We start from the raw sequence: 17,641 nt of genomic DNA, 5'->3' as shown, positions 1-17,641 counted from the left end.
CGATGTCGTGTTCACTCAGGGCTGCAAACATCAAAACCCCCCGTTCCGTTCCGTATCCTGTGCCCGCTCATTCCCACTGTGTTCGCTCGCAAGCCGCTCCAGGAGCAGTGCGAGTACGCTCCGTACACTCTCCATACGAATTTCCGCACGGTTGCCGTTCAACCTCAGAGCCACGACTTTTCCGCCACCGGCAGAACCGGAACCGGTGCCGAACGGCCCCTCCACGGCCACGAAGACAGTCCCTACGGGCTGTCCGTCCTGCGGGTCGGGGCCGGCGACTCCGGTCGTCGCCAGTCCCCAGTCGGCGCCCAGCGCCTTCCGGACTCCGGCCGCCATCTGCGCCGCGACCTGCGCGTCCACCGCCCCTTGCTGGGCCAGCAGTGTGGCGTCGACACCCAGGAGCCCGTGCTTCAGGTCGGTGGCGTAGGCGGTGACCGAACCACGGAACACCTTGGACGCCCCGGGAACGGCCGTGATCTCCGCCGCGACCAGGCCACCGGTCAGCGACTCGGCGACGGCGACCGTCTCGCCCTTCACCGTCAGTAGTCGCACCACTTCAGCGGCCAGGGAACTCACGCTTCCGACTCCTCCAACGCCGCCCGGCGCTCGGCGATTCCCCGCCGACGCAGCACGATGGCCTGTCTCACATAGTCGAGACCGGTCACAACGGTCAGAACGACCGCCACGGCCATCACCCAGAACCTCAGGGTCGCCAGCCACCCCGTCAGCGCCAGCACGTACATGCCCACGGCCACGCCCTGAGTGAGGGTCTTCAGCTTGCCGCCCCGGCTCGCCGGGATGACGCCGTAGCGAATGACCAGAAATCGCAGCAGCGTGATCCCGAGTTCCCGGCCGAGGATGACGGCCGTCACCCACCACGGCAGATCGCCCAGGGCCGAGAGACAGACCAGCGCCGCCCCCATGATCGCCTTGTCGGCGATCGGGTCGGCGATCTTCCCGAAGTCGGTGACGAGGTTGTAGGTACGCGCCAGGTGGCCGTCGAACAGGTCGGTGATCATGGCGATGGCGAAGGCCGCCCAGGCCAGCGAGCGCCACGCCGGGTCGTACCCCCCGTCGGCCAGCATCAGGGCGACGAAGCCGGGCACCAGAACCAGCCGGAGCATCGTCAGCAGATTGGCGACGTTCCAGACGCTGGCCTGGTTGACGGCCGCGGCCGCCAGCTTCCCGCCCCGGGCCGACTTGGTGCCGCCCTGCGCACCACCGGCGGTCCCGGAAGCGGCCGTACCGGAGCCCGGGCCGGCCGCCGCACCGGGAGTACCGGCGGGGCCCGCGGCGCCCTGCGCGCCGGAGGAGCCGCCCGCGGCGGACGCCGGGACTCCGGTCATCTCCCCGCCTCCTCGGTACACGCGAGCGAGCCGTCGAGCGGCTCGGCCACCAGGTCGACACCTTCGGTGCCGACCACCTTCGCCTCGACCATACGGCCGACCCTCAGGCCCGCGCCGCTGGTGAGCAGCACCTGGCCGTCCGTCTCCGGGGCCTGGTGCGCCGCACGCCCGTACACGCCCTCCTCCTCGTCCACGGCTTCCACGAGGACCCGCACCGTCTCGCCGAAGCGCTCCTCGGCCCGCTGCGAGACGAGTTCCTCGGCCAGCCGGGAGATGTGCGCCAGCCGCTCGGCGACGACGTCCTCGTCGAGCTTGTGCTCGTAGGTCGCCGCCTCCGTGCCCTCCTCGTCGGAGTACCCGAAGACGCCGATGGCGTCCAGCCGCGCGCCGTTCAGGAAGCGCTCCAGCTCGGCCAGGTCCGCCTCCGACTCGCCGGGGAAGCCCACGATGAAGTTCGAGCGCACCCCGGCCTCGGGGGCCTTGCCGCGGATGGTGTCGAGCAGTTCCAGGAAGCGGTCCGTGTCACCGAAGCGCCGCATCCTGCGCAGCACGGCGGGCGCGGAGTGCTGGAAGGACAGGTCGAAGTAGGGGGCGACCTTGGGTGTGGAGGTCAGCACGTCGATCAGGCCCGGGCGCATCTCGGCCGGCTGCAGGTAGCTGACGCGCACCCGCTCGATGCCGTCGACGTCCGCCAGCTCGGGCAGGAGGGACTCCAGCAGGCGGATGTCGCCCAGGTCCTTGCCGTAGGAGGTGTTGTTCTCGGAGACCAGCATGATCTCCTTGACGCCCTGCTCGGCCAGCCACCGTGTCTCGTTCAGCACGTCGCTCGGGCGCCGGGAGACGAAGGAGCCGCGGAAGGAGGGGATGGCGCAGAAGGAGCAGCGCCGGTCGCAGCCGGAGGCGAGCTTCACCGAGGCGACCGGGGAGCCGTCCAGACGGCGGCGCAGGGGCGCGCGGGGCCCCGACTGCGGGGCCAGGCCCTCCGGCAGGTCGGCGGGGGCGCCGTGCCCGGGCAGGGCCACGTCGGTCGCCGACTGCCGCTCGGCCGGACTGATCGGCAGCAGCTTGCGACGGTCGCGCGGGGTGTGGGCGGCGTGGATGCCACCGGAAAGGATGGTCTGCAGGCGGCCGGAGATGTCCGCGTAGTCGTCGAAGCCGAGCACGCCGTCGGCCTCGGGGAGCGCCTCGGCGAGCTCCTTGCCGTACCGCTCGGCCATGCAGCCCACCGCCACGACGGCCTGGGTTCTGCCGTGGTCCTTGAGGTCGTTGGCCTCCAGGAGGGCGTCGACGGAGTCCTTCTTGGCGGCCTCGACGAAGCCACAGGTGTTGACCACGGCGACGTCGGCGTCCGCGGCGTCCTCGACGAGCTGCCAGCCGTCCGCCTCCAAACGGCCTGCGAGCTCCTCCGAGTCCACCTCGTTACGGGCGCAGCCGAGAGTGACTAGTGCGACGGTACGGCGTTCAGGCATGGGCTCAAGACTACTTCGTCCCGCTGACACCCCACGTCGACGGGGTTGGCCGATCTTGGCCAACCCCGTACGGAGACTCCTGTCGGGCCGCTCGCGCCCTGCCGGCTAGCCGACCTCGGGGTCGCCCTTGGTGTACGTCAGCCGCTCCACCGCGCCGGGCTGGAAGTCGTCCTCGATCTTCTTGCCGTTGACGTAGAGCTGGATGGCGCCGGCGTCACCCAGGATGAGGTTGACCTTGGAGCTGTCCTGGAAGGTCTTGGACTCGCCCTTCTTCAGGAGTCCGTCGAAGAGCATGCGGCCGTTGTGGTCCTTGGCGGAGATCCAGCTGCGTCCGTCCACGGCGCTGACCTGGACGGTCACCTTGTCCTGGGGGGCGGCCGCGATCGCGCTGTCGGACGGCTCGGCCTTCTGTCCGGTGTGCGTGTCCTTCTTGGGCGTGGGCGACTCGGCCTTGCTGGCGGCGGGTGTGGCCCCGTCGGCGACCTGGGCCTTGGCGTCGTTGCCGGAGTCGCTGCCCCTGACCGCCGTGAACGCGACGAAGCCGATCACCACGACGATCGCGGCGACCATGGCCGCGGTCCAGTTCGGTCCGCGCCGCTCCGGGCGGATACGTTCCGCCTCGAACAGCGGGGCGGCCGGGGTCGGGGCGGGGCGTCCGCCGTGCTCGGCGTCGAACCGGGCCAGCAGCGGGGCGGGATCGAGGCGGACGGCCCTGGCCAGGGTACGGATGTGCCCGCGGGCGTACACGTCGCCGCCGCAGGGGGCGAAGTCGTCCGCCTCGATGGCGTGCACGATGGCGACGCGGACCCTGGTGGCGCTGCTGACGTCGTCGACGGTGAGCCCGGCGGCGATACGCGCCTGCCGCAGTGCGCGGCCGACGGAGGTGTGGGCTTCCTCGGAGACGTCGGAGAACGGACGCTCGTCTTCAGGGGAGTTGCCGATGGACACGGGGGCGCCTTTCGAGCGTTTAGCCACCTGTGCTGGAGTTCAGTCTAGGGCGGGTCAGAAAGGGTGGGGCAACCGGGCGGTGGGGCCTTTTACGCCATCGGTATGGCCCGACATACCGATGGCGGGCCAGACGCGGACCCCAGTCTGGAGCCCCCACCTGTCCCTCTCGCTCAACTTGACGTGCGACCAAGGGAAACGGTTGCCCGCCGGTCCCTAACGGCTGGATCACGGCGGTGCCACCGTCCGGTCACTTCCTGCCACCGGACGGCCCGCGTTCCTTTGTAGGAAGAATCCCTACCCCTCAGACTCGCCGCGTATCACCGCGAGCACACCGTCCAGCTCATCGGGTTTCACCAGAACGTCACGCGCCTTGGAACCCTCGCTCGGCCCGACGATGTTCCTGGACTCCATGAGGTCCATCAGCCGGCCGGCCTTGGCGAAGCCGACGCGCAGCTTGCGCTGGAGCATGGAGGTCGAGCCGAACTGCGTGGAGACGACCAGTTCGGCCGCCTGGCACAACAGGTCGAGGTCGTCGCCGATGTCCTCGTCGATCTCCTTCTTCTGTTTGGTGCCCACCGTGACGTCGTCCCGGAAGACGGGCGCCATCTGGTCCTTGCAGTGCTGGACGATGCCCGCGATCTCTTCCTCGGTGACGAAGGCGCCCTGCATGCGGGTCGGCTTGTTCGCCCCCATGGGGAGGAAGAGGCCGTCACCCTTGCCGATCAGCTTCTCGGCACCCGGCTGGTCGAGGATGACCCGGGAGTCGGCGAGCGAGGAGGTGGCGAAGGCGAGCCGCGAAGGCACGTTCGCCTTGATGAGGCCGGTGACGACGTCCACGGACGGGCGCTGTGTGGCGAGTACGAGATGGATGCCGGCGGCGCGCGCGAGCTGTGTGATCCGCACGATCGCGTCCTCGACGTCACGCGGCGCGACCATCATCAGGTCGGCCAGCTCGTCGACGATCACCAGCAGGTACGGGTACGGCTGGAGCTCCCGCTCGCTGCCCTCCGGCGGCTTGGCCTTCCCCTCCCGCACGGCGCGGTTGAAGTCGTCGATGTGCCGGTAGCCGTACGCCGCCAGGTCGTCGTAGCGCAGGTCCATCTCGCGTACGACCCACTGCAGCGCCTCGGCGGCCCGCTTGGGGTTGGTGATGATCGGGGTGATCAGGTGCGGGATGCCCTCGTAGGCGGTCAGCTCGACGCGCTTGGGGTCGACGAGGATCATGCGGACGTCCTCCGGGGTCGCACGCATCATGATCGAGGTGATCAGGCAGTTGATGCAGGACGACTTGCCGGAGCCGGTGGCGCCGGCGACCAGCATGTGCGGCATCTTCGCCAGCGAGTGCATCACATAGCCGCCCTCGACGTCCTTGCCGAAGGCGACCAGCATCGGGTCGTCGTCCTCCGCGGACTCCGCCAGGCGCAGCACGTCGCCGAGGTTGACCATCTCGCGGTCGGTGTTGGGGATCTCGATGCCGACCGCGGACTTGCCGGGGATGGGGCTGATGATCCGCACGTCGGGGCTGGCGACGGCGTACGCGATGTTCTTGGTCAGTGCGGTGATCCGCTCGACCTTCACGGCGGGGCCGAGCTCGACCTCGTAGCGGGTGACCGTCGGGCCGCGGGTGAAGCCGGTGACGGCCGCGTCGACCTTGAACTCGGTGAAGACGGTGGTGAGTGAGGCGACGATCGCGTCGTTGGCGGCGCTGCGCGCCTTGCCGGGGCCACCGCGGGTGAGCAGGTCCAGGGAGGGCAGCGCGTAGGTGATGTCGCCGGAGAGCTGGAGCTGCTCGGCGCGCGCCGGCAGGTCGCGGGGCGGTTCGGGGGCCGCTTTGGTGAGGTCGGGGACCGCGCCGTCGGTGCGCTTGCCCTGCTCGGTGCGTGCGGCGGGGGCCCGGACGGGCTTGGTGGCCGGTTCCGGGGGCGGCGTGGGGGACGGTACGGGTGTGGGCGTCGTGTCCTCACGGTCGCCCACGCTGACGCCCTGGGTGAGGTCGGCGACGATCCTGGAGGGCGGCATGCCGTGCAGGACGGCGCCGTCGAGGTCGGCCGCGGCGGCGGCCGCGATGTCCACGGCGTCCGGCTGCCGGTCCATGGCGGGCTGCGGCACGGCCGAGCGCCTGGGGCGGCTCCGGCGCTTGGCGATGGCCTCCTGCTCGGCGCTGTCGGGGTCGTACGCCTGAGGAGCGCTCCGGCGCCCGCGGGGGCGCGCGGGCAACGCCTCGCGCCACTGGTCGTCGTAGCGCTCGTCGTCGTCGGTGAACTCGCCGAACTCGTCGAACTCGCCGCCGGCCGGATCGGACAGCAGACCCAGGCGTACGCCGAGCGCGCGCAGCCGCTGGGGGATGGCGTTGACCGGGGTGGCGGTGACGACGAGCAGCCCGAAGACCGTGAGCAGCACGAGCAGGGGAACGGCCAGGACATCGGTCATGGCGTACGTCAGCGGCGTCGCCGCGCCCCAGCCGATGAGCCCCCCGGCGTCCCTTATGGCCTGCATGCCGGCGCTGCGCGCGGGCGAGCCGCAGGCGATGTGGACCTGGCCCAGCACGCCGATGACGAGCGCGGACAGGCCGATGACGATCCGTCCGTTGGCCTCCGGCTGCTCCGGGTGCCGGATGAACCGCACGGCGATGACCGCCAGCAGTATCGGCACCAGCAGGTCGAGGCGGCCGAAGGCGCCGGTCACCAGGATCTCCACGAGGTCCCCGACCGGGCCGCGCAGATCGGCCCAGGTGCCGGCGGCGACGATCAGCGCGAGGGCGAGCAGCAGCAGCGCGACGCCGTCCTTGCGGTGGGCCGGGTCGAGGTTCCTGGCGCCCTGCCCTATGCCGCGGAAGACGGCGCCGACGGCGTGCGCCAGGCCGAGCCAGAGGGCGCGCACCAGCCGGTAGACGCCCCCGGTGGGACTGGGGGCCGGCTTCGGAGCGGGCACGGCCTTCTTCGCCGCGGCCTTCCTGGCGGGCGCCTTCTTCGCCGGGGCTTTCTTCGCGGCGGCCTTCTTCGCCGGTGCCTTCGCCGGAGCAGCCGCCTTCCTGGCGGGCTGCTTCTTGGCTGCGGAGGGACGTGAGGCCATGGTGTGAGATTACCGGGGGAGACGACAGCGGACACGTGTGCCCACAGCTTCACCCGTTCGTGTCGCCCTTGGGTCAACCTGGAGCTGACGCTCGCTCACCGTTGAGCGCGGCCGCCGCGGCGTCAGTTCTGCGACGGCATGGAGGCACTTCCGCCGCCCGTGCCCGGCTCCAGGGCGTCGAGGGCCCGGCGCAACCCCGTCAGTTTCCGTTCGAGATGGGCCGCGGTGGCCACCGCGGCCGCGTCCGCCGACTCGTCGTCGAGTTGCTTGGACAGGGCCTCGGCCTGCTCCTCGACGGCCGCCAGCCGGGCGGACAGTTCGGCGAGGAGTCCGGCCGACTCCTTGCCGCCGCCGACGGCGCCCTTGCCGTTGCCGCCCTCCAACTGGAGCCGCAGCAGCGCCGCCTGTTCCCGCAGCTGGCAGTTCTTCATGTACAGCTCGACGAAAACGGAGACCTTCGCGCGCAGCACCCAGGGGTCGAACGGCTTGGAGATGTAGTCCACCGCGCCGGCCGCGTAACCCCGGAAGGTGTGGTGCGGGCCGTGGTTGATGGCGGTGAGGAAGATGATCGGGATGTCCCGGGTCCGTTCTCGCCGTTTGATGTGCGCCGCGGTTTCGAAACCGTCCATTCCTGGCATCTGGACGTCCAGCAGAATGACCGCGAAATCGTCCGTGAGCAGTGCCTTGAGCGCTTCCTCCCCGGACGATGCCCGCACCAGCGTCTGATCGAGCGCAGAGAGGATGGCCTCCAGCGCCAGCAGATTCTCCGGCCGGTCATCGACCAGGAGGATCTTGGCCTTCTGCACCATGGCCCGCCCTCCTCGCCCCGGCGGTACACCGGGCGCCGCCCCAGGGGACGACTCCCTTTCGCCGCCCGTCCTTGTGCCGGTCATGGTAGCCGCACCCCGCCTGTCGCCACACCCTGTCACCGCGATGTCACTGTGCACGTAGCGGAAACGCGGCGGGAGACCAGAAGGTTCCCCGATTCCCGCACTTCCACACCCCTGTGGCCACCCTGCGGCAACAACCGCCGATCTACGGCGAAGGTTCCCGGCACCTTCACCCGACTTTCACCCGAACCGGGCCGTCCCGGCCGTCCGGGGACGGCCCCCGCTCATTCCGCGCGCATCCACTGCTCCATCACCGCCAGCAGGTGATCGGGGTCGACCGGCTTCGTCACGTAGTCGGACGCGCCCGACTCGATCGCCTTCTCCCGGTCGCCCTTCATCGCCTTCGCGGTCAGCGCCACGATCGGCAGCCCGGCGAACTGGGGCATCCGCCGGATCGCCGTGGTGGTCGCGTACCCGTCCATCTCGGGCATCATGATGTCCATCAGCACCACGGCCACGTCGTCGTGCTGCTCCAGGACCTCGATGCCCTCGCGGCCGTTCTCGGCGTACAGCACGGACAGGCCGTGCTGCTCCAGGACGCTGGTGAGCGCGAAGACGTTCCGGATGTCGTCGTCGACGATCAGGACCTTCTCCCCGCCGAACCGTACCGGCCTGGCCCCCGCCTGCGGCGCCTCCTGCTGTTCGGCGACCGGCCAGTGCTCGGTGTGCTGCTCGGTCGCCGGGGTGCCCCGGCGCCGGCGCCGGAAGAGCGCGGCGGCGCCGTTCTGGGTCTCCTGGTACGACTTCACCTCGGCCGGCGTCTCGATCTCCACCGCGGACAGCTCCAGGGAGTGTGCCTGGGAGGCGACCAGGTCGCCGGCCTCCAGCGCGGGCAGGGACTGCTGGTAGCCCTGCGGCGGCAGTTCGCTGGGGTGCAGCGGCAGATACAGCGTGAACGTCGAGCCGCGTCCCGGTTCGCTCTGTGCGTGGATCTCACCGCCGAGCAGCTGCGCGATCTCCCGCGAGATCGACAGCCCGAGGCCCGTGCCACCGTACTTGCGGCTGGTCGTGCCGTCCGCCTGCTTGAACGCCTCGAAGATCACCCGCATCTTGCTGGCCGCGATGCCGATGCCGGTGTCGGTCACCGAGAACGCGATCAGCGGCCCGGCCGGGTCGGTCAGCGACCCGGCCTCCAGCAGCTGCTCCCGGATGCCCAGCGGTACGTCCGTGCCGGCCGGCCGGATCACCAGCTCGACCGAGCCGGAGTCGGTGAACTTCACCGCGTTGGACAGCAGGTTCCGCAGCACCTGGAGCAGCCGCTGCTCGTCGGTGTGCAGGGTGGCGGGCAGCTCCGGCGAGACCCGCACGGACAGGTCGAGGCCCTTCTCGGCGGTCAGCGGCCGGAAGGTGGCCTCCACGTAGTCCACCAGCTGCACCAGGGCGATGCGCGTCGGGGAGACGTCCATCTTGCCCGCCTCCACCTTCGACAGGTCGAGGATGTCGTTGATCAGCTGCAGCAGGTCGGAACCGGCCCCGTGGATGGTCTCGGCGAACTCCACCTGCTTCGGGGAGAGATTGCCCTCGGCGTTGTCGGCGAGCAGCTTGGCCAGGATCAGCAGCGAGTTCAGCGGCGTACGCAGCTCGTGCGACATGTTGGCCAGGAACTCGCTCTTGTAGCGCATGGACACCGCGAGCTGCTCGGCACGCTCCTCCAGGACCTGCCGCGCCTCCTCGATCTCGGTGTTCTTCACCTCGATGTCGCGGTTCTGCTGGGCCAGCAGTTCGGCCTTCTCCTCGAGTTCGGCGTTGGAGGCCTGCAGCGCCTTCTGACGCTGTTCCAGCTCCTCCGACCGCAGCCGGAGTTGCTCGGTCAGCTCCTGCGACTGCCTCAGCAGCACCTCCGTCTTGGTGTTGACGGAGATGGTGTTGACGCTGGTCGCGATCATCTCGGCGATCTGGTTGAGGAAGTCCTTCTGGATCTGCGTGAACGGCGTGAAGGACGCCAGCTCGATGATGCCGAGCACCTTGCCCTCGAAGAGCACCGGAAGCACGATCACCTGCGCGGGCGGCGCCTCGCCGAGCCCGGAGGAGATCTTCAGGTAGCCGCTGGGCGCGTTCTCCACGAGGATCGTGCGCTTCTCCTCCGCCGCCGTACCGATGAGCGCCTCGCCCGGCCGGAACGACGTCGGCATGGAGCCCATCGAATAGCCGTACGACCCGAGCATCCGCAGCTCGTACGCCTCTTCGCTCTCGGCACTCATGTCCTTGCCGTCGACCAGCGGCATCGCCAGGAAGAACGCCCCGTGCTGCGCGGAGACCACCGGCGTCAGCTCGCTCATGATCAGCGAGGCCACGTCCTCGAGGTCCCGGCGGCCCTGCATCAGCGCGGAGATACGGGCCAGGTTGCCCTTGAGCCAGTCCTGCTCCTTGTTCGCGATCGTGGTGTCGCGCAGGTTGGCGATCATCTTGTTGATGTAGTCCTGCAGCTCCTGGATCTCGCCGGAGGCGTCGACGTCGATCTTCAGGTTCAGGTCGCCCCGGGTCACCGCCGTCGCCACGCGCGCGATGGCGCGCACCTGCCGGGTCAGGTTCCCGGCCATCTCGTTCACGGACTCCGTCAGGTCCCGCCAGGTGCCGTCGACGTCACGCACGCGTGCCTGACCGCCGAGCTGGCCCTCCGTACCCACCTCGCGGGCCACCCGGGTGACCTCCTCGGCGAAGCTGGACAGCTGGTCGACCATCGTGTTGATCGTCGTCTTCAGCTCCAGGATCTCGCCGCGGGCGTCGATGTCGATCTTCTTCGTCAGATCACCCTTGGCGATGGCGGTGGTGACCATGGCGATGTTGCGGACCTGGCCGGTCAGGTTCGACGCCATCCCGTTCACCGACTCGGTCAGGTCCTTCCATGTGCCGGCCACACCCGGCACCCGCGCCTGACCGCCGAGGATGCCGTCCGTGCCCACCTCGCGGGCCACCTTGGTGACCTGGTCGGCGAACGAGCTCAGCGTCTTGACCATCGTGTTGATGGTGTCGGCGAGCTGCGCCACCTCGCCGCGCGCCTCGATCGTGACCTGCCGGGTCAGATCGCCGTTGGCGACCGCCGCCGACACCTGGGAGATGTTCCGCACCTGCATGGTCAGGTTGTTGGCCATCAGGTTGACGTTGTCGCTGAGGTCCTTCCAGATGCCCGTGACGCCCGGCACGTGCGCCTGACCGCCGAGGATGCCCTCGGTGCCCACCTCACGGGCCACCCGGGTCACCTGCTCGGCGAAGCTGGACAGCTGGTCGACCATGGTGTTGACGGTCGTGACCAGCTCGAGGATCTCCCCCTTGGCGTCAACCGTGATCTTCTTCGACAGGTCGCCCTTGGCGACCGCCGTCGTGACCTCGGCGATGTTGCGGACCTGGATGGTCAGGTTGTTCGCCATGAAGTTCACGGACTGCGTGAGGTCCTTCCAGGTGCCCGCGACCCCCTGCACCTCGGCCTGGCCTCCGAGCATGCCCTCGGTGCCCACCTCACGGGCGACGCGCGTGACCTCCTGGGCGAACGACGACAGCTGGTCCACCATCGTGTTCAGCGTGTTCTTCAGCTCCAGGATCTCCCCGCGCGCGTCCACGGTGATCTTCTGCGACAGGTCGCCCCGGGCCACCGCGGTCGCGACCTGCGCGATGTTGCGCACCTGGGCCGTGAGGTTGCCGGCCATGCCGTTCACCGAGTCCGTCAGGTCACGCCACACGCCCGCCACACCGGGCACCTGCGCCTGGCCGCCGAGACGCCCGTCGGTACCCACCTCGCGCGCCACCTTGGTGACCTGGTCGGCGAAGGCGGAGAGCTGGTCCACCATCGTGTTGATGGTGTTCTTCAGCTCCAGGATCTCCCCGCGCGCGTCGACGTCGATCTTCTGCGACAGGTCGCCCCGGGCCACCGCGGTCGTCACCTGGGCGATATTGCGCACCTGCGAGGTGAGGTTCCCGGCCATCGAGTTGACGGAGTCGGTGAGCTCCTTCCATGTGCCCGAGACGCCGTCCACCCGGGCCTGACCGCCCAGACGGCCCTCCGTACCCACGTCCCGCGCCATCCGCGTCACCTGGTCGGCGAAGCTGGAGAGCTGGTCCACCATCGTGTTCACGGTGTTCTTCAGCTTGAGCATCTCGCCGGAGACGTCCACGGTGACCTTCTGCGACAGGTCTCCGTTGGCCACCGCCGTCGTCACCTGGGCGATGTTGCGGACCTGACCGGTGAGGTTGCGGAACGCCGTGTTGACGGAGTCCGTCAGGTCCTTCCACGTACCCGCCGCGCCCGGCACCTGCGCCTGGCCGCCCAGTTCACCCTCGACGCCGATCTCCCGGGCCACCCGCGTGACCTCGGCACCGAAGGCCGAAAGCTGGTCGACCATCCCGTTGACGGTGTTCTTCAGTTCCAGCATTTCGCCGGCCACGTCGACGGTGACCTTCTGCGACAGGTCGCCGTTGGCCACGGCCGTCGTCACGGCGGCGATGTCCCTCACCTGCGTGGTGAGATTCCGGAACACGGTGTTGACGGAGTCCGTGAGGTCCTTCCAGGTGCCCGCCGCGCCCGGCACGTTCGCCTGCCCGCCGAGCTGCCCCTCGGCCCCGACCTCGTTCGCCACGCGGGTGACCTCGTCGGCGAAGATCCGCAGCGTCTCGGTCATCTGGTTGATCGTCTCGGCCAGCTGTGCGACCTCGCCGCGCGCCGGAACGGTCACCTTCTGCGACAGGTCACCGTTGGCCACGGCCGTGGTGACCTGGGAGATCCCCCGCACCTGGGCGGTGAGGTTGCCCGCCATGGTGTTGACGGAGTCGGTGAGTTCCTTCCACACGCCGGCGACCCCGGGCACCTGTGCCTGACCGCCCAGGATGCCCTCGGTACCCACCTCACGGGCGACCCTGGTCACCTCGGAGGAGAAGGAGGACAGCTGCTCCACCATCGTGTTGACGGTGTTCTTCAGCTCCAGCATCTCGCCGGCCACATGCACCGTGACCTTGCGGGACAGGTCACCGCGCGCGACCGCCGTGGTCACCAGCGCGATGTCGCGCACCTGGGCGGTGAGCCGGTTCGCCATCGTGTTGACGGACTCCGTCAGGTCCTTCCACGAACCCGACATACCGCGCACCCGGGCCTGCCCGCCCAGCTTGCCCTCGGTACCGACCTCACTGGCGACCCGGGTGACCTCGTCGGTGAACGTCGACAGCTGGTCGACCAGGTTGTTGACCGTCCGCCCGACCTTCAGGAACTCGCCCCGCAGGGGATGCCCGGTGCCCTCCGGCGCCTGCGTCCTGAGTTCCATCCGCGGCGACAGATCGCCCTCGGCCACCGCGGTCAGCACCCGGCTCACCTCGGAGACGGGCCGTACGAGGTCGTCCACCAGCGCGTTCGAAGCGTCGATGGCGACCGCCCAGGAACCTTCGCAGGCCCCCGTCTCCAGCCGCTCGGTGAGCTTCCCCTCACGGCCCACCACGCGCCGCACCCGGGACAGCTCCCCCGTCAGGTGCATGTTCCGGTCGGCCACCTCGTTGAACACGGCCGCGATCTCGGACATCACGCCGTCCCCGGACACCGTGAGCCGCTTGCGGAAATTCCCGTCCCGCATGGCCACCAGAGCCACCAGCAGCCGGTCCAGGGCGGCGGTGTCCACCTGGGTGGTGCCGCTCCGCCGCCTGCCCTGGGACGGTCCGCCTTTCGCGCGCGTGTTCGTGCTCCGCGTCGCTGCGCCAGACTCCACTGTGTCCCTCCCGCAGGGATCGACCGTTACTGCTGTGCTCGGGTTGCTTCTGTACCGCATGCCGGTTACTGATGCGTATTTCTGCCAGACGAGATCCGCCCGCACCAGGGGCTGCTGCCCTCCGTGCACGGAACGCACTCAGACTGACCGGACCTTCACCAGAAGCTTGCCCAGTGTTTCACCCCGGCCGAACCAGGCCATAACAGTTCGGCAGCTTCGCACATCGTCCGCACACTCTGGGGGCGTAATCACCGCCGACCGGCATCCGCACGGACCGCGAAGGTAAGTAACCTTGCATGCGGCTGTCCAGCCGCGCCGGTCCGTCCGGCCTGGGCGGTGGCACGAGCACGAGCGGGCATCGGAGGGGCGGCCGCAGACCATGACCACCGGACTGATCCCCGGGGGACATCCCCCGGACCCCCGGCCGACGGGCACGCGGATGCCGCATCAGCGGCGCGAGCCGGACGCTGCCGGACCCCTGCACGTCGACAACCGGTCGAGGAGTTCTGTGATCACCGCGCGCGCGGCCGCCAGTTTCGAGCCCGTCGGCCGATCGGTCGCGACCGCCCGGTCCTTCGTCCGCGACACCCTCCAGGGGTGGGGCTTCGCCGACATCGTCGACGACGCGGTCGTGCTCACCAGTGAACTGGTGACCAACGCGGTGGTGCACGCGGGGACCGCCGCGGACGTGCTGTGCCTGCGCACCGAGGACGGGGTGCGCATCGAGGTCGCAGACCGGTATCCGGAGCGCGAGGTACCCCTCCAGGGACCGGCCGCCACCATGGGCAATCCGGACCGGGAGGGCGGCCGCGGACTCCAGCTGTGCGCGGCCCTGGCCGCCCGCTGGGGCGTGGAGTACACGCCCACGCACAAGAACGTCTGGTTCCAGCTGGACCTGCCCGAACGCCCGGTCGGCACCCGTGCCGCCGGCCCTCCCCTGCCCGCGGACCTGCTGCCGCTGGCCGACGGCCGGGTCCGCGTGGCGGTCGTCCAGATCGACCGCAAGGGCTCCATCGCGGCCTGGAACGAGGACGCCGAGGAGCTCTTCGGGCACCCCGCCGACCAGGTCACCGGCAGGCCGCTGACGGACTTCGCCGCCTGGCCGCACACCCCGGGCACCGGCACCGGCATCGCCGAGGCCCTCCGGCTCTCCCGCTGGGAGGGCAGTTACGGCATCCGCTGCGCCGACGGCCGGGTCACCCCGGTGTACGCCTCCCATCTCCGGGTCCGCGACACCGGCGGCGAACCCTCCACGGTCTGCCTGCTGGTACGGGACCACGAGCGCGCCGTCCTGCAGACGCCGCTGCGCCTCCCGTCCTCCGATGCCGCCCCGACCGCCGACGGCCAGAGCACCGACCCCTTCGAGGTGTTCATCGGCTCCCCCGCGCCGGACGACCTGGACGGCCTCCTGCAGCGCACCGTGGAACGCGCCCGCGACATGCTCGACGGCGACGCGGCCTTCCTGCTGCTCGCCACCGACGACGAGACTGAGCTGGAGGTCCGTGCCTCCACCGGCCTGCCCTCCGCCCGCCAGCGCTTCGCCCGCGTCCCCGTGGAGGCGGGCCCCGGCCGCTACGGCTCGGCCCGCATGCCGGCCGTCCACGACGATCTCACCGCGGTCCCCGGCGCCGTGCCCCTGCTGAACCACACGGGCATGCGTTCGGTCGTCACCGTCCCGCTGAAGGTCGAGGGCCGTCTCACCGGCTCCCTGGGCGTCGCGGCGGAGGCTCCGAGCAGATACTCCAACGAGGAGGCCCTGCGCCTGCAGTTCGCCGCCGACCGGATCGCCCTGGCCGTCGAGTCGGCCCGCCTGGGCGAGCTGGAGCGGCTGCGCCGCGGTTCCCTGAGCTTCCTGGTGGAGGCCTCCGACCTGCTCGCCGGCACTCTCGACCGCGACCAGACACTGGCACTGATGGCGCAGATGACGGTGCCCACCCTGGCCACCTGGTGTGCCGTGTACACCATCGCCGACCAGGCCTCGGAACCGTATCTGTCGTACGTGCTGCACGAGGACGAGGAACTCATCGACGGCATCAAGTCCCTGCTGTCGAAGATCTCTCCCCCCGACCCGGTACCGACGCCGGGCGCCCGTGTCTGGTCGGCCCCCGGCGAGGTGGCCCACCAGGCGGCGCTGCGCAGCTCCATGCGCAGCCTCGGCCTGACCGGCGGTCCCGCGTACCGCATGTCCTCGGGCATCGGCCCGACGCTCGCCACGGCCGCCGCGGTCGGCGGCGAGACGGTCGTCCTGCCGCTGGTCGCCCGCAACCGCGTCATCGGCATGCTGACGCTGGGCAAACCCACCGACGAGCACTTCCGCCAGGAGATCCTGGAACTCGCCGAGGACCTGTCCCGCCGTGCCGCCCTGGCGCTGGACAACGCCCGTCTGTACTCGGAGCGCACGGCCATCAGCCAGGCCCTCCAGCGCAGCCTCCTGCCGCCCGGGCAGCCGCACATCGAAGGTGTCGAGGTCGAGGTCATCTACCGCGCGGCCGGCGAGGGCAACGAGGTCGGCGGTGACTTCTACGACGTCTTCCCGATCGACGACGAGACGTACGGCTTCGCCATCGGCGACGTCTGCGGTACGGGCCCGAACGCGGCGGCGGTCACGGGCCTGGCCCGGCACGCACTGCGTCTGCTGGCCCGGGAGGGGCTGAGCGGCCCTGCGGTTCTGGAACGCCTGAACTCGGCGATCCTCGACGAGGGCGACCGCAGCCGCTTCCTGACGCTGCTGTACGGCGAGTTGCGGCCGCGGGAGGACGGCAGCGCGGAGCTGAAGGTGGTGTGCGCCGGCCATCCGCTGCCGTTGCGCCTGCGCCAGGACGGCACGGTGGAGGCGGCGGCCGAGCCCCAGCCGCTCCTCGGCGTCATCGAGGACCTGGAGCTGTACGAGCAGACGTTCACTCTGGATCCGGGTGATGTGTTGCTGTGCGTGACGGACGGCGTGACGGAACGCCGTGAGGGCACCCGCATGCTGGGGGACGACGGCCTCGCCGAGGTCCTCACCACGTGCACGGGCCTCACGGCGGGAGCGGTGGCCGCACGGATCATGCGCGCGGTGGAGCGCTTCGCGTCCGACGCCCCGTCGGACGACATGGCGATCCTGGCGATGCGGGTGCCGGAGGTTCACCCGGAGTAGACGTGAAAAGACCCCCCGCCCGAGAGGGCGGGGGGTCTTTTCGAATGGTTTTGGTGGAGCCCCCAAACGGAATCGAACCGTTGACCTTCTCCTTACCATGGAGACGCTCTGCCGACTGAGCTATAGGGGCCTGTCGCTTTTGAGGTTTCCCTCGCGGCGACGGAATAGATCATACCCCGGGCGGACCCGAGTTCCCAAACTCGCTCATCGCCTGCTCACGTCCTGCTCAGAAGGCAGGCTGAAGCAGTCCGCCGAGAGCGTTGCAGGCGGACACGATCCGCTGCATGTCCCGCTTGGTCAACGAGGCGTCCACGGGCAGCGCCAGCGTCTCGTCGGCGGCCCGCTCGGTCTCCGGCAGCGCCACGCACCGCCGGAATTCCGGCAGCCGGTGCACGGGCGTCTTCACGGGCAGTCGGCAGTCAACGCCCTTGGCGCGTATGGCACGGGCGAAGGCGTCCCGGTCCGGCCGGCCGTTGCCGGGGACGCGGACCACGTACTGCTGGTAGGTGTGCCCGTCACCACCGTCGGGCGTGCGTACGCCCCTGAGCTTGGCGTCGAGGTAGGCGGCCCGTTCCCGGCGCTGGGCCACTTCGTCGTACGGAGCCTCGGACTCGGCCTGCTCCAGTACCAGCAGCCCGTGCTGCTGACCGATCGTGTGCAACCTTGCGATGTCCGCCCGTCGTCCGAAGCGATGGACGACAACGATCGCCGCGGTGCGGGGAGTTGTGGACGCCTCGACGGCCGAGGGGTCGAGGCAGTATGTCGCCGGATCTATGTCGGCGAACACCGGAAGCGCGCCGGCCAGGGTCACGGCTTCGGCGACCTCGACGTTCCCGAAGGCCGGCACGACGACCTCGTCACCGACTCCGACGCCGGCGGCCCTGAGCATTGCAGCAGTACCCATGACATGGATGCTGGTTGCGGAACGTTAACTTCAAGTGACGCACACCAAAAAAGGGTTGGTCCCCGAACCGAAGTTCAGGGACCAACCCTTTCAAAATTTGTTCGGCGGTGTCCTACTCTCCCACAGGGTCCCCCCTGCAGTACCATCGGCGCTGTGAGGCTTAGCTTCCGGGTTCGGAATGTAACCGGGCGT

9 protein-coding genes, 1 tRNA gene and 1 rRNA gene are annotated in these 17,641 nt (G+C 69.9%); 1 reads left to right on the top strand and 10 read right to left on the bottom strand.

Translation table 11 applies throughout. The features are described 5' to 3' along the window. Positions 1 to 30: 30 nt before the first annotated feature. The 7 genes from ACWC21_RS25920 to ACWC21_RS25890 all read right to left on the bottom strand — a co-directional run bounded on the left by ACWC21_RS25920 (position 31) and on the right by ACWC21_RS25890 (position 13,409). Positions 31 to 576 (bottom strand): CinA family protein, encoded by a 546-nt coding sequence (locus ACWC21_RS25920; RefSeq protein WP_450885219.1) that lies wholly within the window; start codon positions 574 to 576, stop codon positions 31 to 33. Further along, complete coding sequence (gene pgsA, locus ACWC21_RS25915) at positions 573 to 1,346, bottom strand: CDP-diacylglycerol--glycerol-3-phosphate 3-phosphatidyltransferase (RefSeq protein ID WP_450885218.1); 774 nt, start codon at positions 1,344 to 1,346, stop codon at positions 573 to 575. Before pgsA ends, ACWC21_RS25920 begins: the two co-directional genes overlap by 4 nt. Next, on the bottom strand, positions 1,343 to 2,815 hold the full coding sequence (rimO, locus tag ACWC21_RS25910) for a 30S ribosomal protein S12 methylthiotransferase RimO (RefSeq protein WP_450885217.1): 1,473 nt from the start codon (positions 2,813 to 2,815) through the stop codon (positions 1,343 to 1,345). Before rimO ends, pgsA begins: the two co-directional genes overlap by 4 nt. Before the next feature lie 105 nt (positions 2,816 to 2,920). Beyond that, positions 2,921 to 3,763 carry a helix-turn-helix domain-containing protein gene (locus ACWC21_RS25905; protein ID WP_450885216.1) on the bottom strand — a complete coding sequence of 281 codons (843 nt, stop codon included), beginning with the start codon at positions 3,761 to 3,763 and terminating at the stop codon, positions 2,921 to 2,923. Between the two features lie 294 nt (positions 3,764 to 4,057). Beyond that, positions 4,058 to 6,835 (bottom strand): DNA translocase FtsK, encoded by a 2,778-nt coding sequence (locus ACWC21_RS25900; protein WP_450885215.1) that lies wholly within the window; start codon positions 6,833 to 6,835, stop codon positions 4,058 to 4,060. Between the two features lie 122 nt (positions 6,836 to 6,957). After that, positions 6,958 to 7,644 (bottom strand): response regulator, encoded by a 687-nt coding sequence (locus ACWC21_RS25895; protein WP_450885214.1) that lies wholly within the window; start codon positions 7,642 to 7,644, stop codon positions 6,958 to 6,960. Between the two features lie 305 nt (positions 7,645 to 7,949). Then, a complete protein-coding gene (locus ACWC21_RS25890) occupies positions 7,950 to 13,409 on the bottom strand; it encodes a HAMP domain-containing protein (protein ID WP_450885213.1) in 5,460 nt (1,819 codons plus the stop codon). 379 nt (positions 13,410 to 13,788) lie between these two features. Between ACWC21_RS25890 and ACWC21_RS25885 the strand changes: the two genes are divergently transcribed. Next, positions 13,789 to 16,545: a SpoIIE family protein phosphatase gene (locus ACWC21_RS25885; protein ID WP_450885212.1), complete on the top strand. Its 2,757-nt coding sequence runs from the start codon at positions 13,789 to 13,791 to the stop codon at positions 16,543 to 16,545. Between the two features lie 54 nt (positions 16,546 to 16,599). On the opposite strand, the gene ACWC21_RS25880 is transcribed toward ACWC21_RS25885, so the two are convergent. The 3 genes from ACWC21_RS25880 to rrf all read right to left on the bottom strand — a co-directional run. After that, positions 16,600 to 16,675: transfer RNA gene (locus tag ACWC21_RS25880), tRNA-Thr, on the bottom strand. Positions 16,676 to 16,771: 96 nt separating this feature from the next. Beyond that, a complete protein-coding gene (locus ACWC21_RS25875; RefSeq protein WP_450885304.1) occupies positions 16,772 to 17,434 on the bottom strand; it encodes a DegT/DnrJ/EryC1/StrS family aminotransferase in 663 nt (220 codons plus the stop codon). 114 nt (positions 17,435 to 17,548) lie between these two features. Continuing rightward, positions 17,549 to 17,641 (bottom strand): 5S ribosomal RNA (rrf, locus tag ACWC21_RS25870); the annotation flags it as partial.

The organism is Streptomyces sp. NPDC001348, assembly GCF_053597535.1.
This window is presented reverse-complemented; position numbering and strand designations above follow the sequence as displayed.